Origin of the sequence: Luteibacter pinisoli (genome assembly GCF_006385595.1) — a bacterium.
Taxonomy (GTDB): Bacteria; Pseudomonadota; Gammaproteobacteria; order Xanthomonadales; family Rhodanobacteraceae; genus Luteibacter; species Luteibacter pinisoli.
In genome coordinates, this window is sequence record NZ_CP041046.1 from 3,439,202 (window position 1) to 3,459,569 (window position 20,368).

At 66.5% G+C, this 20,368-nt stretch carries 22 protein-coding genes; all 22 read right to left on the bottom strand.

Translation table 11 applies throughout. From position 1 onward, the window contains the following. Positions 1-42 precede the first annotated feature (42 nt). Positions 43-1,389: a flagellar biosynthesis GTPase FlhF gene (flhF, locus tag FIV34_RS15630; protein ID WP_139984361.1), complete on the bottom strand. Its 1,347-nt coding sequence runs from the start codon at positions 1,387-1,389 to the stop codon at positions 43-45. Between the two features lie 37 nt (positions 1,390-1,426). Continuing rightward, positions 1,427-3,529 (bottom strand): flagellar biosynthesis protein FlhA, encoded by a 2,103-nt coding sequence (flhA, locus tag FIV34_RS15635; RefSeq protein WP_139984363.1) that lies wholly within the window; start codon positions 3,527-3,529, stop codon positions 1,427-1,429. A gap of 5 nt (positions 3,530-3,534) precedes the next feature. Then, positions 3,535-4,680 carry a flagellar biosynthesis protein FlhB gene (gene flhB / locus FIV34_RS15640; protein WP_139984365.1) on the bottom strand — a complete coding sequence of 382 codons (1,146 nt, stop codon included), beginning with the start codon at positions 4,678-4,680 and terminating at the stop codon, positions 3,535-3,537. 3 nt (positions 4,681-4,683) lie between these two features. After that, a complete protein-coding gene (fliR, locus tag FIV34_RS15645; RefSeq protein ID WP_246058644.1) occupies positions 4,684-5,451 on the bottom strand; it encodes a flagellar biosynthetic protein FliR in 768 nt (255 codons plus the stop codon). Then, positions 5,451-5,720 (bottom strand): flagellar biosynthesis protein FliQ, encoded by a 270-nt coding sequence (gene fliQ, locus FIV34_RS15650; RefSeq protein WP_139984369.1) that lies wholly within the window; start codon positions 5,718-5,720, stop codon positions 5,451-5,453. The genes fliR and fliQ overlap by 1 nt, the downstream gene beginning before the upstream one ends. Then, positions 5,717-6,466 carry a flagellar type III secretion system pore protein FliP gene (gene fliP, locus FIV34_RS15655; RefSeq protein WP_139984371.1) on the bottom strand — a complete coding sequence of 250 codons (750 nt, stop codon included), beginning with the start codon at positions 6,464-6,466 and terminating at the stop codon, positions 5,717-5,719. Before fliP ends, fliQ begins: the two co-directional genes overlap by 4 nt. Then, the gene (gene fliO, locus FIV34_RS15660) at positions 6,463-6,879 is read right to left on the bottom strand and encodes a flagellar biosynthetic protein FliO (protein ID WP_246058645.1); all 417 of its coding nucleotides are present in this window, start codon (positions 6,877-6,879) and stop codon (positions 6,463-6,465) included. Before fliO ends, fliP begins: the two co-directional genes overlap by 4 nt. 9 nt (positions 6,880-6,888) lie before the next feature. Next, on the bottom strand, positions 6,889-7,164 hold the full coding sequence (fliN, locus tag FIV34_RS15665) for a flagellar motor switch protein FliN (RefSeq protein WP_211352790.1): 276 nt from the start codon (positions 7,162-7,164) through the stop codon (positions 6,889-6,891). A gap of 258 nt (positions 7,165-7,422) precedes the next feature. Further along, positions 7,423-8,433 (bottom strand): flagellar motor switch protein FliM, encoded by a 1,011-nt coding sequence (gene fliM / locus FIV34_RS15670; RefSeq protein WP_139984373.1) that lies wholly within the window; start codon positions 8,431-8,433, stop codon positions 7,423-7,425. A 13-nt stretch (positions 8,434-8,446) separates the two neighbouring features. Beyond that, entirely contained in the window at positions 8,447-8,941 is a 495-nt protein-coding gene (locus FIV34_RS15675; protein ID WP_139984375.1) for a flagellar basal body-associated FliL family protein, read from the bottom strand. 173 nt (positions 8,942-9,114) lie between these two features. Further along, the gene (locus FIV34_RS15680) at positions 9,115-10,260 is read right to left on the bottom strand and encodes a flagellar hook-length control protein FliK (RefSeq protein WP_139984377.1); all 1,146 of its coding nucleotides are present in this window, start codon (positions 10,258-10,260) and stop codon (positions 9,115-9,117) included. Beyond that, positions 10,253-10,696 (bottom strand): flagellar export protein FliJ, encoded by a 444-nt coding sequence (gene fliJ / locus FIV34_RS15685; RefSeq protein ID WP_139984380.1) that lies wholly within the window; start codon positions 10,694-10,696, stop codon positions 10,253-10,255. Before fliJ ends, FIV34_RS15680 begins: the two co-directional genes overlap by 8 nt. After that, entirely contained in the window at positions 10,696-12,057 is a 1,362-nt protein-coding gene (fliI, locus tag FIV34_RS15690; protein WP_139984382.1) for a flagellar protein export ATPase FliI, read from the bottom strand. Before fliI ends, fliJ begins: the two co-directional genes overlap by 1 nt. Further along, a complete protein-coding gene (locus tag FIV34_RS15695) occupies positions 12,054-12,725 on the bottom strand; it encodes a flagellar assembly protein FliH (protein ID WP_139984384.1) in 672 nt (223 codons plus the stop codon). The genes fliI and FIV34_RS15695 overlap by 4 nt, the downstream gene beginning before the upstream one ends. Next, on the bottom strand, positions 12,725-13,714 hold the full coding sequence (gene fliG, locus FIV34_RS15700) for a flagellar motor switch protein FliG (protein WP_246058834.1): 990 nt from the start codon (positions 13,712-13,714) through the stop codon (positions 12,725-12,727). Before fliG ends, FIV34_RS15695 begins: the two co-directional genes overlap by 1 nt. Before the next feature lie 13 nt (positions 13,715-13,727). Beyond that, positions 13,728-15,437: a flagellar basal-body MS-ring/collar protein FliF gene (gene fliF, locus FIV34_RS15705; protein WP_139984389.1), complete on the bottom strand. Its 1,710-nt coding sequence runs from the start codon at positions 15,435-15,437 to the stop codon at positions 13,728-13,730. A 36-nt stretch (positions 15,438-15,473) separates the two neighbouring features. Next, on the bottom strand, positions 15,474-15,803 hold the full coding sequence (fliE, locus tag FIV34_RS15710; protein WP_139984391.1) for a flagellar hook-basal body complex protein FliE: 330 nt from the start codon (positions 15,801-15,803) through the stop codon (positions 15,474-15,476). Between the two features lie 68 nt (positions 15,804-15,871). After that, positions 15,872-17,290 (bottom strand): sigma-54 dependent transcriptional regulator, encoded by a 1,419-nt coding sequence (locus FIV34_RS15715; RefSeq protein ID WP_139984393.1) that lies wholly within the window; start codon positions 17,288-17,290, stop codon positions 15,872-15,874. 286 nt (positions 17,291-17,576) lie between these two features. Beyond that, a complete protein-coding gene (locus FIV34_RS15720; RefSeq protein ID WP_139984395.1) occupies positions 17,577-18,137 on the bottom strand; it encodes a PilZ domain-containing protein in 561 nt (186 codons plus the stop codon). Between the two features lie 25 nt (positions 18,138-18,162). Further along, on the bottom strand, positions 18,163-18,459 hold the full coding sequence (locus tag FIV34_RS15725) for a flagellar protein FliT (protein WP_139984397.1): 297 nt from the start codon (positions 18,457-18,459) through the stop codon (positions 18,163-18,165). Next, positions 18,456-18,872, bottom strand: coding sequence for a flagellar export chaperone FliS (gene fliS, locus FIV34_RS15730; protein WP_246058646.1), 417 nt, complete (start codon positions 18,870-18,872; stop codon positions 18,456-18,458). Before fliS ends, FIV34_RS15725 begins: the two co-directional genes overlap by 4 nt. A gap of 21 nt (positions 18,873-18,893) precedes the next feature. Beyond that, positions 18,894-20,252 carry a flagellar filament capping protein FliD gene (gene fliD, locus FIV34_RS15735; protein WP_139984399.1) on the bottom strand — a complete coding sequence of 453 codons (1,359 nt, stop codon included), beginning with the start codon at positions 20,250-20,252 and terminating at the stop codon, positions 18,894-18,896. Positions 20,253-20,368 lie beyond the last annotated feature (116 nt).

Genomic DNA, 20,368 nt, shown 5'->3' on the forward strand with positions numbered 1-20,368 from the left:
TGCGGATGCGGTTGCCGGGGTCACGTTCGTCAGAATCTGCGATCAGGCCAGGGCCGGTGAAGACGCGAAGCCGAAGCGGTCGGCAAGTATGGCGTCATCCGGTTCGTCGTTGCGCTGCTTGAGCATCTGGGCGGCGAGGCAGACCAGCTTGCGTGCGTCAGCAGTGGCGATGTCTTCGGGAACGCGCTGGCCATCCGTGGTGTAGTCGAGCGGCATGCCGTGGCGGATCACCGCCGACAGCGCGCCACCCAGGAGCGGGGTTTCGTCGAGCTTGGTAAGAATGGCGCTCTGCGGCTTCAGCGGCGCATAGGCGCGCACCGCGTTGTCGATGGCCTGGGCCTGGGCGTTGGCGGCGAGCACCAGGCACACGCGGACGTCGGCCATCGCACGCAGCGTCTCGAACTGCTGCTGCAGCTTCGGGTCGTTGCCGGCCAGGCCAGCGGTGTCGATCAGTACGGTGTGCTTGCCACGCAGCTGCAGCAGCACCGTGCGCAGGCTGGCGGCGTCGTGGGCGTTATACACACGCACGCCCAGAAGGCGCCCATAGTGTTCCAGCTGCGCGCCAGCACCGATGCGGTACTGGTCGGCGCTGATCAGCGCGACGTTGGAAGCCCCGTGGCGCAGCACCGCGCGGGCGGCAAGCTTGGCGATGGTGGTGGTCTTGCCGACGCCGGTGGTGCCGACGAAGGCGGTGATGCCACCCCCGACGGTGTCGAAGTTGCGGCCGCTGGTGCGGATGTTGCGCGAGAGGATGCCCAGCGGCAGGTAACGGGCCTGCTCGACGGTCATGTCCGCGGGCAGTTCGGCGCACAGGGCGCGGGCCACGTCGCCGTCGATACCGAGGCGGGTCATCTCGCGAAGGACACGGGCGCGCAGCGGCTGCTCGCGGTCCATCTGGTTCCAGGCCAGCGCGGAGAGCTGCACTTCCAGCATCTCGCGCAGGTTGTTGATTTCGGCGCGCATGCCGTTCACCGCGGTGTCGTTCTGCGGCGCGCTGACGGTGGCGGCGCGCACCACGTCGGCGACGCTGGCGGCGAGCGCGGAGGACGACTGGCGCTGCGGCGCGTTCGGGTTGGCCGGCGCGGCCTTCGCGGCACGCTCGACGGCGGCGGCCGTGGCGGCGCGGGCCTGGTCGACGCGGGCCAGGCGCTCGGCTTCGCGGGTATCGCGCACCGCACGCATGATGCCGGGCTTCTCTTCCGCCTGCGGCTCGTCGAACGCAAAGCCGGCCTCGCGGACCAGGGCCTCGTCGTAGTCGAGCGCAGCGATGATCTCGATGCCGTCGTCCATGCGCCGCGTGGAGAGGATCACGGCGTCCGGACCCTGCTCGTCACGCACCTGGCGCATGGCCTGGCGCATATCGGAAGCAACGAATCGTTTGATTTTCATGCGATCGATCCTGTTCTTGTCGCGCGGTACGTCATGTCTAGCGTCCCAGTGCCGTCACCAACTTGACGCGGCGGTTATCCGGAACCTCGTTGTAGGCAAGTACATGCAGGTTTTGGGCCACATGGCGCGTAAAGCGCGACAACCAGGGACGAAGGGCCGGCGAGACCAGCAGCACGGCCGGTTCACCCGCCGCTTCCTGCCGACGCGCGGCTTCGGCGACGTTCTTCTGCAGGCGATCGGCCAGGCCCGGCTCGACGGCCGCGCCGGCGGGGCCACCACCCTGCAGGGATTGCAGCAGGATCTGTTCGAGCTCCGGCGCCAAAGTAATGACAGGCACTTCCGAACCCAGGCCGGCGATTTCCTGGACGATCTGGCGACCGAGGGTGACGCGCACCGCGGCGGCGAGCACGCCCGGATCCTGGCTCTGCCCCGCATGCTCCGCCAGCGATTCGACGATGCCGCGGAAGTTGCGGATGGGCACGCGCTCGGCCAGCAGGTTCTGCAGCACCTTGACCACGGCGCCAAGCGACAGGCGCTTGGGTACCAGGTCTTCCACCAGCTTAGGGGTCTGCTGGGCCAGGCGGTCGAGCAGCTGCTGGACGTCCTGGTGGCCAATGAGTTCGTGGGCGTGGTTTTGCAGGATGTGCGACAGGTGCGTCGCGATGACGGTGGCCGGGTCGACCACGGTGTAGCCCAGCGTCTGCGCGTGTTCGCGCATGCCCGGCTCGATCCACACCGCGTCCAGGCCAAAGGCCGGGTCGCGCGTGGCGATACCGTTGATGGTGCCGTGCACCCGGCCCGGGTCGATCGCGAGCATGCGCTCGGTATGGATCTCGGCCTCGCCCATGGGCACGCCCATCAGGGAGATGCGGTAGCCATGCGGTGCCAGGTCGAGGTTGTCGCGGATGTGCACGGACGGCACCAGGAAGCCCAGCTCCTGGGACAGCTTGCGCCGCACGGACTTGATGCGGGCCATGAGTTCGCCGCCCTGCGCCTTGTCCACCAGCGGGATCAGGCGGTAGCCGACTTCGAGGCCGATGGTGTCCACCTGGGCCACGTCTTCCCACGACAGTTCGAGGCGCTCGGCCGGCGGCGCGGCCTCCAGCGCGGCAAGCTCGGTGCCCGGCGCGCCCGGCGTGCCGGTCGCTGGCGCCTGCTTGCCCTGGTGCAGCTTGAACGCGGCGAAGCCGGCGATGCCCGCCAGCAGGAGGAACGGAATATTCGGCATGCCCGGGATCAGGCCCATGACGCCGAGCACCGCCGCGGCCACGCCCAGCGCCTTCGGCTGCGCAAACAGCTGGCCGAACACCTGCTTGCCCATCTCCTGCGACTTGGACACGCGGGTGACGATCACCGCCGTGGCGATGGAGAGCATCAGGCCGGGCACCTGGGCGACGAGGCCGTCACCGATGGTCAGCAGCGTGTAGGTACGGGCCGCTTCGCTAGCCGACAGGCCATGCTGGAACATGCCGATGAAGAAGCCACCCAGCATGTTGATCGCGAGGATGAGCATGCCGGCGGTGGCGTCGCCGCGGACGAACTTCGAGGCACCGTCCATCGAGCCGTAGAAGTCGGCTTCCTCGCGGACTTCCTGGCGGCGCTCGCGCGCCTGTTCCTGGGTGAGCAGGCCGGCGTTGAGGTCGGCGTCGATTGCCATCTGCTTGCCGGGCATGGCGTCGAGGGTAAAGCGGGCGGTCACTTCGGACACGCGGGTGGCGCCCTTGGTCACCACCACGAAGTTGATGATGGTGAGGATGGCGAAGACCACGAAGCCGACGGCGAAGTTGCCGCCGATGACGAACTCGGCGAAGGCCTCGATCACCTTGCCGGCCGCGCCCGGGCCGTTATGGCCGTGCAGCAGCACCACGCGGGTGGAGGCGATATTCAGGGCCAGGCGCAGCAACGTGGCGAACAGGACCACCGTCGGGAACGAGGCCAGCTCCAGCGGCCGCATCACGTACATGGTGGCCAGCAGGATCACCAGCGACAGCGCGATGTTGAAGGTGAACAGCAGGTCCAGCATGAACGGCGGCAGCGGCAGCATCATCATGCCGAGCATGATCAGCATGGCGACCGGTGCGGCGACGCCACGGCGGCCGATCTGCCGGAAGGTGCCCATCAGGTTGGTGGAAGCTGCCATGTGTCTCACTTGTCCATGCGGTAAGGGCCCATCAGCTCCGGATCGATATCCTGCTGGGGCATGTCAGGCGGGACGTCGCCAACGGCGATCGCCTGCTTCAAACGGAACACGTAGGCCAGGATCTGGGCCACGGCCACGTACAGGGCCGAGGGGATTTCGCGTCCGATCTCCGTCGTGTGATACAAGGCTCGTGCCAACGGAGCCGCTTCCACCACCGGAACCTTCGCATCGGTGCCGACTTGCCGGATCTGCAGGGCCATTACATCCATGCCCTTGGCCACCACGCGTGGCGCTCCCATGCGGTTTTCGTCGTATTTCAGGGCCACCGAGAAGTGGCTCGGGTTGGCCACGATGACGTCGGCCGTGGGCACGTCTTCCATCATCCGGCGCCGCGCCATCTGGTGCTGCATCTGGCGGATTTTTGACTTCAGTTCCGGCGAGCCCTCGTTTTCCTTGTGCTCGTCCTTCACTTCCTGCTTGGTCATCTTCATCTTCGTGGTGAAGCTGTACTTCTGCCACGGCGCGTCGACCAGGGCGATGCCACCCAGGGCCAGGGCGAAGATGAGCGAGGCGCTGCCGAACACGCCGAAGGCATGGGCGATGCCCTCGTTCACCTGGCCGGTGCCGACGGCATACATTTCCGAGGTGCTCTTGCGCAGGTACCAGGCCAGCGCACCGCCGATCAGCAGCAGCTTGAGCAGGGATTTGCCCAGCTCCACAAGGCCGTTCTTGGACACCAGGCGGGAGAACCCCTGGATCGGGTTCAGCCGGTCGAACTTGGGTACCAGGGCTTCCAGCGAGAAATTGAGGCCGCCCATCACCGCCGGGGCGGCCACCGAGGCGGCCATCAGCACGGCGAACAGCGGGCCGAGCATGCGCAGGGCCTCCATCACCGCCGTCATCAGGGCCCGATTGAGGCCGTTGGCGGCAAACAGGTCTTCGCGGCCATAGCGCAGGCCGACGTGCATGATGTTCGCGGCGTGGATGGCCATCTGCTCGTGCGAGGCAATGAGCATGGCCACGCCGGAGAACACCACGATGGCCGTCGACAGGTCGCGCGAGCGCGGCAGCTCGCCCTTTTCACGGGCTTCGCGAAGGCGTTTGTCACTTGGACTTTCGGTTTTGTCTTCCTTATCCGCACCCTCGCTCATGGCCTACCTCCCGATGAGCTGGCGCATGGTTCCCCATGCGTCGGTGGTGAGCGAATCGAAGGCGCTGGGCAGGCCGCGCAGGGCGAGCCACACCGCGACCAGGCCAAGGCAGATGGTGATCGGGAAACCGACGGCAAACAGGTTCATGGACGGCGCCGAACGGCTGATGGCGCCAAAGCCGAGGTTGACCACGAGCAGCGCGGTGAGCGCAGGCAAGGCGACGCGGACGGCGCCGGCAAACAGGTGCGTGGCGAAGGTCAGCACCGCCCAGAGGCCGTCGGTGCCCATGCCCGCCTGCCCAACCGGCATGCTGCGGAAGCTTTCGGCCAGCAGGTCGATGAGCTGCAGGTGGCCGTTCATCACCAGGAACAGCAGGGTGACGAGCATGGTGTAGAACTGGCTGATCACCGGCGTGGTGCCGCCGACGCCGGGATTCACCACTTCGGCGAAGCCCAGGCTCATGGCCTGCGACACGAACTGGCCGGCAAACGACACCGCCTCGAACACCAGCTTCAGCACGAAGCCGAGCGCGGCGCCGATCAGCAGCTGCTGCGCCAGCGTGGCGACGCCCGCGGCGGACAGCGGGCGGATGTCCAGCGGGGCCAGCGGCGTGAGCACCACCGTGAGCATCACGATGAGGCCCAGGCGGATGCGCTGCGGGATCATGTTCGAACCCAGCACGGGCGACATGATCACCAGGCCGGAGATGCGCGCCATCGCCCAGCATGCGCTGCCCACCCACCCTTCAAGCTGGCTGAGCTCCAGCGGCATCAACGCACCGCCTGGGGCAGGGTTTCGATGAGGTTGCGGGTGAAATCCACCATGGTGCGCAGCATCCACGGGCCGGTGATGATCGCCACCAGGGCCATGCAGATGAGCTTGGGGATGAAGCTGAGGGTCTGTTCGTTGATCTGCGTGGCGGCCTGCACCATGCCGATGATGAGGCCCACCGCCAGCGCGGTGAGCAGCAGCGGCGCGCCAATCAGCATGGCGATGTGCAGGGCCTGCTGGCCGAAGCCGATGACCGATTCGGGCGTCATTGGTAGAAGCTCCCGGCCAGGGTGCCAAGCAACAGTGTCCACCCATCGACCAGCACGAAGAGCATGATCTTGAAGGGCAGCGAGATGATCATCGGCGAGAGCATCATCATGCCCATGGACATGAGCACGGAGGCGACGACCATGTCGATGATCAGGAACGGGATGAAGAGCAGGAAGCCCATCTGGAACGCGGTCTTCAGCTCGCTGGTTACGAAGGCCGGCAGCGCCACGCGGTAAGGCACCGCTTCCTTGTCGGCATACGGCTGCTCACCGGCCAGCTTGGTGAACAGCTGGAGGTCCGGCTCGCGGGTCTGGTCCAGCATGAAATGCTTGAACGGCGCGGCGGCAGCCGGCAGCGCGTCCTGCACGCTCATCTGGCCATCCATGTACGGCTTGAGGCCCGCGTCGTAGGCCTTGTTCAGCACCGGCGACATCACGAACAGGGTGAGGAACAGCGACAGCCCCAGGATCACCTGGTTCGGCGGCGTGCTGTTGGTGCCCAGCGCCTGGCGGAGGAAGCCCAGCACGATGATGATGCGGGTGAACGAGGTCATCATCAGCAGGATCGCCGGGAGGACCGTCAGCGCCGTCATCAGCGCGAGCATCTGGATCGACAGCGACCACTGCTGGCCGCCATTGGCGCCCGGCTGGACGTTCACCAGCGGGATGCCCGGGGGTTCGGCCGCGAACGCGGCAAACGGGGCGATGAGGAGGAGCAGCAACAGGCCCCACTTCACGTACTTCATGGACGCTTCCACTGGGAGAGGATGTCGCGGAAACCGCGGATCGCCGTGGGGTCGGACGGCGGCGCATCGACGTTGACGGGGGTATCGAGCACATGCAGGGTGCGCAGGCCGCCCGTCGGCGAGGCACCCACCAGCAACTGGGTGCCGCCGACTTCGAGCAGCATCACCTTTTCCTTGATACCCACCGGCATGGATTCGATGACGCGGATCTTCCGGCCACCCGGGCTGACCCGGGCCTGCGCGCGGCGGCTGAGCCAGCCGACGAAGAAGATGAGCGCGACCACGCCCAGCAGGCTGACGAGGACGCGGATCATTTCCGCGCCCGAGTCCACCGCCGGGGCGGTGGCCACCGGGGCCGCCATCAGGGCACAGGGAAGGAGACCGCCCGCGAGGGCAGCAAGGCTACGGCGCATGGGATGCCCTCAGCGGAGCTTGCGGACGCGTTCGGCGGGGCTGATCACGTCGGTCAGGCGGATGCCGAACTTTTCGTTGATCACCACCACTTCGCCGTGGGCGACGAGCGTGCCGTTAACGAAGACATCGAGCGGCTCACCGGCGGCGCGGTCGAGTTCGACCACCGAGCCCTGGTTGAGCTGGAGCAGGTTGCGGATGCTGATCTTGGTACGGCCGACTTCCATGGCCATGGTGACCGGGACGTCGAGGATGACGTCGAGGTTGACGTCGCTACCCAGGCCCATGTTCTTGGTCAGGTCGGCGGCGCCGTCAACAGGTTCGAGGATGGTGGGTTCGTTCATGGCCGTGGATCCGTGCGTTGCTGGGATGACATCACCGTGAATGCAAACGGCGTGCCATGGATCCGACGCGGGCTGAAAGTGCGATTTATTGCGAACTTTCAGCCACTTACCCAAGGCCCTTATTCGGCCACCCACCCTGCCTGCCGGAAAGCTGACGCTCGACGGCAGTTAGTCACCGTGTCGGTCAGTTGACGCCGTAACTCAGACCGGTTCGGCGCTGGTCGGGCGGTGCGTCTTCATGGACGGCCGGCGCATGTGCGATTCGAACTGCACAGCCTTGTTGCCGGCCGCGTTTGCCATGCGGCCACGGAAAATCGGCACGTCTTCGGCAAATACCGTGGCCAGGTCCGGCATGCTGATGGGGATGACATCGCCCTTGCGCAGGTGCAGGAAGTCGCCAATGGTGAGGCGCGCTTCGGCCAGCATGGAGGTGACCTCCACCTCGGCATCCAGGATCTCCTCGTGGAGGTTCTGGATCCAGCGGTCGTCACGCTCGGCCCGGTCGCTCTGCACGCCCGCATCCAGCAGCTCGCGGATCGGCTCCACCATGGAGTACGGCAGGGTCAGGTGGATTTCGCCACCGCCGCCATCCAGCTCCACGTGGAAGCGGGAGACCACCACGGTTTCGGTGGGGCTCACGATATTGGCGAACTGCGGGTTGATCTCCGAGTTCAGGAATTCGAACTGCATCTTCAGCACCGGCGCCCAGGCCTCGGCCATGGCGCTGAACGCCTCGGCCAGGACGATCTGGATCACTCGGTTTTCCGTCGGCGTGAAGTCGCGGCCTTCGATGCGGGCATGGAAACGGCCGTCACCACCGAAGAAGTTGTCGATCACCGTGAACACGAGGCGCGGCTCGAAGATCATCAGCGCGGTGCCGCGCAACGGCTTGATGCGGACGAGGTTGAGGTTGCTCGGTACGGCCAGCGAGTGGACGTACTCGTTGAACTTGGTCATCTTCACGCCCAGCACCGACACTTCGCACGACTTGCGCAGCACGTTGAACAGGTTGGCGCGGAAGTAGCGGGCGAAACGGTCGTTGACCATTTCCAGCGTCGGCAGGCGGCCGCGGACGATACGGTCCTGCTGGGTGAAGTCGTAATCGAGGATCGAGCCCGGCGGCGGTGGCGGCTCGAGCTCCGTCTCGACGGCGCCGCCCTCCACGCCCGCCAGGAGCGCATCGATTTCTTCCTGGGTGAGGATGTCGCTCATGGCTGGACGCCCGTCACTGCATGATGAAGCTGGTGAAATACAGGGCGTCGACGCCCGGGCGGCCGATCTTTTCCTTCAGCACGCGCTGCACTTCGGCCAGCGCCGCGGCCTGCAGCTTCTGCTTGCCCTTCACGTCGGAGAGGGTCTTCACGTCCTGCGCGGAGAACAGCATCAGCAGGGCGTTGCGGATTTCCGGATCCGATTCCTTGGCGGCATTGATCGCCTCGGGATCGTGCGACATGACGTTCACGCCCACCTGCAGGAAGCGCAGGGCCGTGTCGTCCTGGAAATTGACCACGAAGGCCGGGTCCAGCTGCAGGTAAACCGCCGGCTTGGCCTTGGCGGCCTCGACGGCAGCCTGTTCGGCGCTCTTCGGGTGGCCGCCCTTCAGCATGAAGAACGCGCCACCGCCGCCCGCAGCGAGCACGACGATGGCCAGGATCGCAAGGAGCTTGCCCTTGCCCTTCTTCTTCGTGCCTTCTTCGCCTTCTTTCTTTGCCGTGGCCATGCCGGTGAAACCTCGTTGATGCGGATGCTGTGTATTGTTGCAAGCGGCGTGCCATCTCGCACAGCAGGCGGTGCACCAGCGGAAGCCGCATTTAAAGGGGTTTTCGGCCAGATGGGCCCGCGGGCGACTGAGCCGGAAAATTGACGCGCGACGGTATGACGTCGCGCGTGGCGTCAGGCGACTTCGTCGACCAGGCCGCGCGACACGCGCGACGTAGCCGCGCTGACCATGGCGTCACCCGCGCCATCGGCCTGGGCGGACGACCCGCCCTGCCCCTGGTCCTGGCCACCCTGGTTCTGCTGTGCGCCGCCCTGGTTGACCTCGGCCTGGCCCAGCGACAGCCCGTGGTGGGCGAGCATGGCGTCCAGGTTGGACAGCGTCTGCTGCACGGCATGCACGGCTGCCGGGTGCTGGGCCATGATGGCCACGTTGACCTTGCCGCCGTCCATGCTCACGCGCACATCCATGCTGCCAAGTTCTTCCGGATGCAGCTTGATCCGCGCTTCCTTGACGTTGCCCGCGGCCGAGCTCATCCAGGCGATCTGCTCGCCGAGATCCTGCGAGAACTGCGGCGAGGTCACCGGCTGGGTGGCCTGCAGCTGCATGGGCCCATCGAGGTGGCCGGCCGCCTGCGCATGCGCGAACGGCATGCTGCCGAGCGACGCCGGGTCGACGCCGTCCTTGTCGTCCTTGCCTGCGTCGGCGACGCCTGCCTCTTTGGCGAGCAGCGCGGCAAACGGGGCGACTGCCGGCGTCGCGACGGCGGCGCTGCCGTCGGCAGCCGCGGCCGTGGCGAGGCCCACCGCGTTGAGCCCGGCGTCCTTCGTCGCCGCAGCGGCGTCGCCCGTGCCCGTCAGGGCGGCAAGCGCGCCGGCCGGATTACCCGTGGCCACGTCCTTCGCGGCGCCGAGCGCCTTCATGGCCACCTGGGTGGCCTGCACGGGGACGCCGATGAGGGCGAGCATCGACGCGGCGATGGACGTGTCGTCCGTCGTCTTGTCGTCATCGTCCTTCGCTGTGTCTTTGTCTTTTTGCGCATCGGCTTTCTTGCCGGCGTCTTTCTGGCCCGCGGCCTTCGCGTCGGGTGCCTTGTTGGCCGGCGCCTTGTCGGCGGCCTTCGATGCACCCGTCGTGTCGTGGCCGTGCTGGCTGCTGGCCGGCTTGCTGGCACTCGCGTGGGCGGCCGACATCGCATGGTCGAAGCCGTGCGATGCCGACGGCGCCGCTTCGTCGGGCGACGCAGGCGACGGCGAGGTCGACGGCTTGGGCGCCGGCGGCGTCGGGCGAGCGGCGTTGAGAAGCAGCGAGGCGTTATTCATGGGTGGGGCTCGATGAGGTCGTTCGGCGGTACTGGGAGCGTTCGTCGGCTTGTTCCTGCTCGCGGCGGTCCTGCGACTTACGCTCCTGCTCGCGGTATTTCGCGGTGACGGAATCCAGGGCCTTCGCACGGCCGCGGGCTTCCGCCCAATCCACGCGCGCACGCTCGAGGGCGCGCTCGCGGCGCTGCACCTCGCCAAGCTGCTGGACGATGGCCATGTCGATTTTCTGCAGGAACTGCTGCCGGTTCAGGAGCTCGGCGACGCCGATACCCGAGGGCATCTCGGCGTATTCGTTGCGATAGCGGCGCAGCTCGGCGAGCTGGTGCTCCGCGTCGGCCACCGCGCGTTGCTGCGTGGCGAGTGCGCGCGTGGCGTCCTCGGCCTTGTCGGCCGCGAGGTCCACCACGGGTTGCAGGCGGTCTGCGCGCGAGGGCATCAGTTAGCCTTCGCCGCATCGACGAGGCCGGATTCGGCCTCGTCGAGGTAAACAGGCGTGTCGGTTTCCTGCTGGAGGAACGCCGACAGGGTGGGATAAAGCGCGATGGCTTCGTCCGTACGCGGATCGCTGCCCTTCTGGTAGGCGCCCACGGCAATCAGGTCGCGCTGCTGGCGGTACGCCGAGTAGACCTGGCGGAAGCGTTGCGCGGCGCGCATATGGTCCTTGCTGACCACCGCCGGCATCACGCGGCTGATCGAGGCCTCGATATCGATGGCGGGATAATGGCCTGCTTCGGCCAGGTCGCGCGAGAGCACGATGTGGCCATCGAGGATGGCGCGCGCGGAGTCGGCGATCGGGTCATGACGGTAGTCGTCGCCTTCGGTAAGCACGGTGTAGAACGCCGTGATCGAACCGCGGCCTTCCGCGTCGTTGCCGGCGCGCTCCACCAGGGCCGGCAACATGGCGAACACCGACGGCGGGTAGCCCTTCGTCGCCGGGGGCTCACCGATGGCCAGGGCGATTTCGCGCTGGGCCTGGGCATAGCGGGTGAGCGAATCCATCAGCAACAGCACGCGCTTGCCTTCATCACGGAAGTGCTCGGCGATGGCCGTTGCCACCTGCGCACCGCGCAGGCGCGACAACGGCGGTGCGTCCGCCGGCGCGGCAACGACCACGGCACGGCGACGCCCTTCTTCGCCCAGCGTGTGATCGACGAATTCCTTGACTTCGCGACCACGCTCACCGATCAGGCCCACCACGACCACGTCGGCGTTGGTGAAGCGGGTCATCATGCCCAGCAGCGTGGATTTGCCCACGCCGGAACCGGCGAACAGGCCGATGCGCTGGCCGCGCCCGACCGTCAGCAGCGCGTTGATGGCGCGCACGCCCGTGTCGAGCGGGGTGTCGATCGGCTGGCGCAACATCGGGTTGATCGGGCCACGGCGCAGCGGCGCGCGATCACGCGCCAGCAGCGGGCCCATGCCATCCAGCGGCACGCCGTCCGGGCCGATCACGCGGCCCAGCAGCGAATCGCCCACGGGTACGCCGGAGATGGAAGCGACCGGCGTGACGCGCGCATTGGGCAGCACGCCATGCATCTCGCCGGTAGGCATCAATAGCAGGCGGCCATCGGAGAAGCCGACCACTTCGGTTTCCAGCTGCTTGCCATCGGCGCCGGCCACCATGCAGCGCGAGCCGACGGGTGCCTCGCAGCCGACGGCCTCGAGGGTGAGGCCGACCACGCGGCGCAGCTTGCCTTCGGCCTGCAGCGGGCGCACGCGCTCGACATTGGCGCGCTGCACCGCAAGGGCCTCGCGCCAGTGCGCGGTGCGCGTGGCCTTGTGGTTATCGGTGCTCACGACTCGACCGACTCGTCGCCAGCGACGTCTTCGTCGCTCGCCTGGCCGTCCAGCACGCTGTCGATCACGGACGCGAGGCGCGTACGTACGCGCGCATCGAGGCGCGACTGCTCGCTTTCCAGGCGGACGTCACCGCGCTCAAGCGCGGCGTCGTCGACGACCGTGCCTTCGTGGTCGGTGGACGCACGGTGCTCGCGTACGAGCGCCGCGTCGGCAGGATTCAGGTGGATCTTGATATGGCGCGATGCCGACGGCAGCGCATCGATGGCCTGGTGGACCACGTCGAGGATTTTTTCCGGGCGCGTGGCGATCTCGTAGCCGAGCACGCGCTCGGCGATCACGGTGGCCAGCACCGCGAGGTCGCCCGCCACGTCGCTATCGAGCTCGGCAAACGGCCGCTCCACGGCGGCGAACAGCGCATCCAGGCGCGCGACCTGCGCCGCGAGTTCACGCCTGGCCATGGCCCGGCCTTCGTTCAGGCCGGCATTGAAACCTTCTTCGCGTGCCTGCCGCTCGATCGCCTCGATCTCGGCCACGGTGGGCCGATGCGGGGTGTCGTCCTCTTCCGCGTCCGCGGCATGCTGCACGTCGGAACCGCCGACGATCGGCAACTCCCAGCGCTCGAACTGGTCGATGCGTTCGCGCGAGAGGATCGAGGTAAGGCTCATCAGACGAATTCTTCCCCGCCACCGGCGAGATTGATCTGGCCGGCGTCAGCCAGGCGGCGCGCGGTAGCCAGCACTTCTTTCTGCGCCGCATCCACTTCGGACAGGCGGACGGGACCCTTCACTTCCAGGTCGTCGCGCAGCATGTCGGCCGCACGCTTGGACATGTTGGCGAAGATCTTCTCGCGAATCGCCGCATCGGCGCCCTTCAGCGCGGTGATCAGGCGAGCGGACGGCACTTCGCGCAGCAGCACCTGCATGCTGCGGTCGTCGAGTTCGGCGAGGTCGTCGAACACGAACATGAGTTCTTCGATGCGATCGCCCAGGCCGGTATCGATGCCGCGGATGGCACCCATCAACTCGGCTTCGCGCGAGGTTTCCATCGCGTTGAGGATGTCGGCTGCCGCCTTGAGGCCGCCCACCGTGGCCGACTTCAGCTTGTTGGAGTTGCCCGAGAACTGGCGCTCCATGATTTCATCGAGTTCGTTCAGCGCATGCGGCTGCACGCCGTCCAGCGTGGCGATGCGCATGATGACGTCGCTGCGGGTACGCGCGGCCAGGTAACCGATGACTTCGGCGGCCTGGTCCGGCTCCAGATGGGCCAGCACCAGCGCGATGATCTGCGGGTGTTCCTGGCCGATCATCTCGCCGATGGCGCGGCTCTCCATCCACTTGAGCGACTCCAGGCCCTTGCTGCTGCGGCCCAGGAGGATGCGATCGATCAGGCCGCCGGCCTTGTTTTCGCCCAGGGCGTTGACCAGGATGCGGCGGATATAGTCTTCCGTGCCCACGCCAATCGCCGTGTGCTGGCCCACGTCTTCCTGCAGCTTGTTGAGCACCAGCTCAACCTGCTCCTTCGAGACGTTCTTCAGCTGCGCCATCGCCGTACCCACGGCCTGCACATCGCGTGCACCCAGGTGCTTGAGGATGGACGCGGCGTCCTCCTCACCCAGCGTGAGCAGAAGAATCGCGGCTTTCTGCGCGCCCGTCAGGGCTTCTTTCGACTCAGCCGCCATCGTCGGATACCCAGCTCTTCACGACCTGCGCCACCTGTTTCGGATTGTCGGCGGCCATGCGCTTGGCAAGACCCACCTTCTGTTCATAGGCCAGCAGCGCGGGTGCGCCAAGCTGGGCCTTCGGGTTCACCTGGACGCGATCCGGGGTCATGTCATCGTCGTCGACCATCACCGACACCGTCGGCATCGGGCCGGCCAGTGCCATCCCCTGCTCCATCATCGGCGCCGGCTTCAGCAGGCCCTTGAGCATCGGGCGCAGCACGAAGAAGCCGACAATGAGTGCCACCATCACGCCCAGGCCCTGCTTGATCAGGTCGAGCATGCCAGGGCGTTCCCAGAAGGCGGGGCTCTGCGGCGCATCGTCGGCCGTGATGCCGTGGAACGCTTCGTTGATCACGCTGACGCTGTCGCCGCGCGCGGTGCTGAAACCCACCGCGTTCTTGGTCAGTTCGGTGAGGCGCTGCAGTTCTTCCGGGGTGAACGGCACGCTCTTGGTCTTGCCGTCCTTGTCCGCCACGGTCTTGTTATCGACCACGACGGCGACGGTGAGGCGCGCGACCTTTCCGGCCGGATCGGTCACGTGGCTGACGGTGCGGTCCAGCTCATAGTTACGCGTGGCGCTCTGCGTCTGCTGCGAGGGATTCTGTGCGGTCTGGGTGGCGGCGGACTGGCCCGGCGTGGCCGGCTTGCCCGCGGCCGGGTTGGCGGCGGTCGCGTTGCCACCCGTGTTCGGCGGCTGGTTGCTCAGCGCACCCGGGACACCGCCATTGGTGGCCGGATCCGTACGCGTGTCGCTGCTGGTCTGCTCGCTGCGCAGCGCCGGGTTGTCGTGGTTGAAGGTTTCGCTGGCCTTCTCGGTGGACGAGAAGTCGAGGTCGGCGAACACCTGCGCACGCACCTTGCCGGCGCCGACCAGCGGGGACAGCAGGTCTTCCACGCGCTGCGTGTAGGTGGCTTCGATGCGGTTGGACAGGCGCAGGCGGTTGTCGCCGATGGCCGCCGGGCTGTCCGGATCGTTCTGGGTAAGCAGGTTGCCGCCCTGGTCGATGACCGAGACGTTGCGAGCGTCGAGTTCCGGCACGCTGGCGGCAATGAGATGGACGATCGCGGCCACCTGGCCGGCGTCGAGCTGACGGCCCGAATACAGGGTGACGACCACCGACGCGCTGGCCGGCTTGTTGTCGCGGATGAAGGCGGAAGGCTTCGGCAGGGCGAGGTGGACACGCGCGGCGCGGACCGACTGCAGGCCGGCGATGGTGTTGCCCAGGTCGGCTTCGAGGGCGGACTGGAAATGCGAGCGCTCGGCCATGTCGCTCATGCCGAACGGCGAATCCGTTGCCGGCTGCGCACTGGCGCTGCCCTGCGGCAGGCCCTGGCCGGCGAGCTTCAGGCGCACGGCGGCGACGTCGGCCACCGGCACGAAGATGGAGCTGCCGTCGGTGCTAAGGGTGTACGGCTCGTTCTGGGTCTGCAGCGCCTGGGTCACGGCGGCCGCGTCTTTCTGCTCAAGGCCGCCGTAAAGCAGGCCGTAGTTCGGTGCACGCGACCACATCACCGCGGCAATGCCGATGGCGACGGCACCCGCGATACCCGCAAGCATCATCAGCTGGCGCGCCGCAGGCGTCTGCGAGAGCGACTTCAGCGAGTGCATGCGCGATGCGGTGCTGCTGTCCGTGGTAGCGACGCCGTTATCAGCCATGGGGAGAATTCAGTCCTGTGGGTCGTGTCACGCCGGTCAGACCGACATGTTCATGATTTCTTTGTAGGCATCGACCATCTTGTTGCGCACTTCGGTCATGCCGCGGAACGCGAGATCGGCTTTCTGGCCCTGGATCATCACCTGGGCAAGATCGATGCCCGGGTCGCCGCGTTCGAAGGCGGCGGAAAGTTGACCCGCCTTCTGCTGTGTCTCGTTGACGCTGTTGATCGATTGCTTGAGCAGGTCACCGAAGGCGCCCTTCTGGGCCGGGGCGGCTTCGCCCACGCCGCGCATGGCGGGCATCTCGGTCTGCGCGCTGATGCGGCGCATCTGGAGCAAGAGGCTGTTGACGTCGATCGTGGTCATGACGGTTTTCCAACGCGTATTCGTCTTACCGACACTTCAAGCACGACCCATGCCAACGATCAGCAGGTTCAGCCCGCCTGCGCCGCCTCGGACAAGCCGTACTTGCGCAACTTCTCAACCAGCGTGGTGCGCTGGACGCGGAGCAGCTTGGCTGCGTGGGCCACCACGCCGTTGGCGGAGTCGAGGGCCTGGCGGATCAGGCCAATCTCGATGCCGGCGAGGTGATCCTTCAGGTCCAGGCCGCCCTGCGGCAGCACCGACGGATCGCCTTCACCGCCGTAGCGGAAGGTCTCGGTGATTTCCGGCTCGGCTTCCATCATGGCGATGAGCGCGGCGCCGCTGACTTCTTCCACCGGGGTGGCGCCGCGGTACTTCTCGGGCAGGTCCGCCGCGCGGACGTCGCCCTGCGGCATCAGGATGGCCATGCGCTCGACCAGGTTGGAGAGCTCGCGCACGTTGCCCGGCCACGGATGCTGGCACAACGCATTCATGGCGCTCGGGGTGAAGCGGATGGACGACAGGCCACGCTGGACCAGGCGCTGGTTGAATTCGGCGATGAGCGCCGGCAGGTCTTCCAGGCGCTGGCGCAGCGGCGGCATTTCCAGCGGGAACACGGAGAGGCGATAGAAGAGATCTTCACGGAACGTGCCGCGCTCGATCGAGCCTTCCAGGTCACGGTGGGTGGCGGCGATGATGCGCACGTCGCAACGCTGGGCCCGGCTGCCGCCGACGCGCTCGAACACGCGCTCCTGCAGCACGCGCAGCAGCTTCACCTGCATCGGCAGACTCATGTCGCCGATTTCGTCGAGGAACAGCGTGCCGCCCTCGGCCAGCTCGAAACGACCCTTGCGCGAGCTGATGGCGCCGGTGAAGGCACCCTTCTCGTGGCCAAACAGCTCGCTTTCGAGCAGCTCGGCCGGGATGGCGCCGCAGTTGATGGCAACGAACGGCTTGTCGCGGCGCGGCGAGCAGTCATGGATGGTGCGAGCGACCAGCTCCTTGCCGCTGCCGGATTCGCCGAGCACCAGCACGCTGGAATCAAACGGGGCCACCTGGCGGATCAGCGAGTTCACGCGCTGCATCGGGCCGGACTGGCCGACGAAACGCAGGTTGCTGGACTGGGCGGGCTGGATGCGCGACTGCAGGCTGCGCAGGGCCTCGGAGAGGCGCTCGTAGCGCAGCGGCATGTCGATCAGTTCGACGTTCTGGGCGGAGTCGTCCGCGATCAGCGCGGTGGCGATCGGCGAATCGGCGGCCACCAGCATCGGCAGGTCGCGGCCCTGACGGCCGAGCGGTGCCAGGTAGCTCTCCAGCTCGCCCTCGTCATCGACGGTGCCGACGTAGGCACCACGCCAGCCCTCGCCCGCGTCGGCCGAGTGCATGCGGCTGGCCAGCACCGGGCGATAGCCCAGGAAGGCGAGTGCCGAGCCAATGGCATCAGCGCGGGTCGGGTCGGATTCGACGACGAGAAAGTTGGACGACTTCACCGGAAATACCTCGCATGGCAACGGGATCGAAGGCCCCTCGGCGGGTCCGTGCTGGAATCCCGTCGCCTTCGTTGCAAGGTATCAATCAAGGAGCGTGCCAACGCCGGAAAACTGGCGGAAGAAATCTGAAAACCGCGTCAGTGAACGGCTCGTCGCCGTGTAAGGGAAACGTTTTCGGCAAGTGGTTAAAACGTGAAGGTGAGCGTCAGCGTCAATCCTGACGACACGCGTCACGAATGTGACGCAAGATGCCACGCGACGTTCTTACGTCACGTGACGTAAAAGGTCACCCCTGGGCGGCGTGGGCCCTGGCCTCGGCCACCTGACGGCGGTGCTGGCGAAAAACCAGCCGCTCGATTTCGTCGCGGACCGGCTCGGAAACGCCGTCGAACGCCACGAAACCCTTGCCATCGGTGGGCCCGGCCTGGCGCGTGCCCGGCAGTTCCAGGGGCAAGGCCCGGCAGACGTCAAAGTGCAGCTTCAGCAGCACCGGCTGGCCGACGGGCGGCAGGCAGTCCCACGGCAGGACGGCGCCGAGGGCGTTAAAGCGCAAGGACATGCGGGGCGGCAGCGACGACTGCGGCAGCAGCAGCCGGTTGACGATTTCCATGAGGACATTGAGCTTGGCGTCGAGCCGGGCCACTTCCTGGCTGAGGGCGTTGTCGTCCTCGCCCGTGTCCACCCGGCGGTCCATCAGGGCGGCGACGGCCACCAGGACGTTGGCGTTGCGGTCGTTGACCGAGGCCAGCGCGGCCGGGGCCAGGCGCTCGCCGGTTTCACAGGTGGCGTGGAAACGGGCATCCCAGGTGACGCGCTCGGAAAAGGCGTTCCACGTGTCTTCGCTCATGGGCCTGCCACCGTTGGGAAGAAGATCAGAACGAAGTATACGCAGCGACGGCGCGGCGGACCCGGCGCGACGAATCCAGCGCCAGGGCCGTCTCATCGCGGGCGGCGGAAACCAGATCCTTGATCAGATTATCCATAAGCATGATGGACTTAAGCGATTCGAGCGTTTCCGGCGCCGGGCGCATGGTGCCGGCGCGCAGCACCGGGTCACGCTCGGCCTCGAGTTCGGTCAGGTCATCCCAGCGCCCTTCCGAGGCCGCGTGGTGCATGGCTTCGGTCAGGGTCAGCACGCGGTCAAGGTCGCAGAAAGCCGCCGCGTTCATGCCCCGGCCCCCGCCACCTGGCGATCTTCCGCCGGGATGGCCACCCAGCTGTCACGGACCTGGCCGAGCAGGGTCGCGACCTCGTCCAGCGCCAGCGTGTCAGCATGCATGTTGGCGAACAACAGGCGGCGGCTCATGTAGTCGTACAGCGCATCGAGGCGCTCGACCAGCGTGGTCTGGACGTCGTGGTTCAGCGCGGCCTGCAGGCCGCCAATGATTTCGATGGCCTTGGAAATGGCCTCGCCGCGGGACGCAACGTTGCCGGTGGCAATGCACGCCACCGCCAGGCGGATGCGCTCCAGGGCGCCATCCATCAGGAGGGTGATCAGGCCGTGCGCGTCGGCGGATTCGATGCCACCGCCGGTGCGGATCTGCTGGTAGGCGCCTGCGCCACGGGAGTATCCCAGTGCCATGTCTTATCGTTCCTGCCGGGCTTACTTATTCGAGTTGTTCAGCGAGTCGAACTGCTGCTGAAGGTAGCTGCTCGTGCTGCTGAGCTTGGTCATCATGGTGTCCAGCGCGGTGTACTGCGTGGTCAGACGCTTGGTGTAATCCTGCATCTGCACGTCGTAGTCCGACTGCTGCTGGGTGATGTCCTTGGCTTTCTGGTTCAGGTTGTTCGTGCGCTGGGTCAGGATGCCGGAGCTCGAGGTCCAGCTCGTGATCAGCTTGTCCAGCTTCGGTGCGATGCCGTTGTCGCCGCTGAGCAGGTTCTGGGTCTCCTTGGGATTGGAGGCCATGAACTTGGTGAGCTTGGTGGAATCGAATTTCAGCGTGCCATCGACCTGGAACGAGACGCCAAGATCGCTGAGCGAGCTCGGGCCTCCATTCGACGACACCCCCTGCGAACCGAGCAGGTTGGTGACCTGGCTCTTGAGCGACATGACCGTGGCGTCGCCGATCAGGGCGCCGACCTGGTTGTTGGTCGAGTCGTACTTGGTGAGGGTCTGGTAGGTGGAGACAAACGAGTTGTAAGCCGTGACCAGGCTCTGCATGGCCGTGGATACCGCCGACGTATCGGTGGTGATGTTGACGCTGCTGCTGCCTTCCTTGGTCAGCGTCAGGGTCACGCCATCAAGGGCGGAGGCCACGGTGTTAGTCGGGCTGGTCGCCGCCGTGCCGTCAATGGTGAACTCGGCGTCCTGGGCCTTGGTGGTCGGCGTGCCGGTCGCAGGATCGAATGCCAGCTGGGAAAGGCCGCCATCGCCGCCACTAGCAGTGACCGTGAACGCATTGGCTGCGCCCGTGGAGGTGGAATTCAGCACAAGGTGTGCGCCATCCGTGCCCGTCACGATGCTGGCGGAGACGCCGGGGTTATCCGAAGCCTTGTTGATCTTGTCGCGGATGTCCTGCAACGAGTTCGCCGACGAGTCGATATCCAGGCTCATCGACTTGCCACCCACCGCAATGGTCAGGGTGCCGGTGCCGACAGCCGCGGTGGAGCTCGAAATGGCGGTAGACGTGGTTTTCTGGGCGGCGGCGAGCTTACTCACCACGAGGTTGTAGCTGCCCGGAACGGCCGTACTATCGGCGGAGGCCGAAAGAATCGTGGAATCGCCTACCGAGGTCTTCTGCGTCGTGAATGCGGAACCGTCGGTCAGCGCCTTGATGGCGCTCTGCAGGCTGGTGAGCGACGACGAGAAATTGCCGATCGCTGAAATCTGGGTGGTGTTGGCAGTGCTGGCGTCGGAAAGCTGCTTGTCTTTCGCCGCGCGCTTGTTCGCCACAAGGTTGGAAACGATCGACGCGACGTCGATCGAGCTGGAACCGAGGGTCACCGGATTGGTCGTCATGAAGCTCTCCTTGAAGACGCTCCACTGCCCTGGGCGCCAATTTGTCGACGGGTGGCCGTGCATGCAGGGCCACCCGTGACAACTTAAGCAATTACCCTGCCAACCCCGGTAACGCC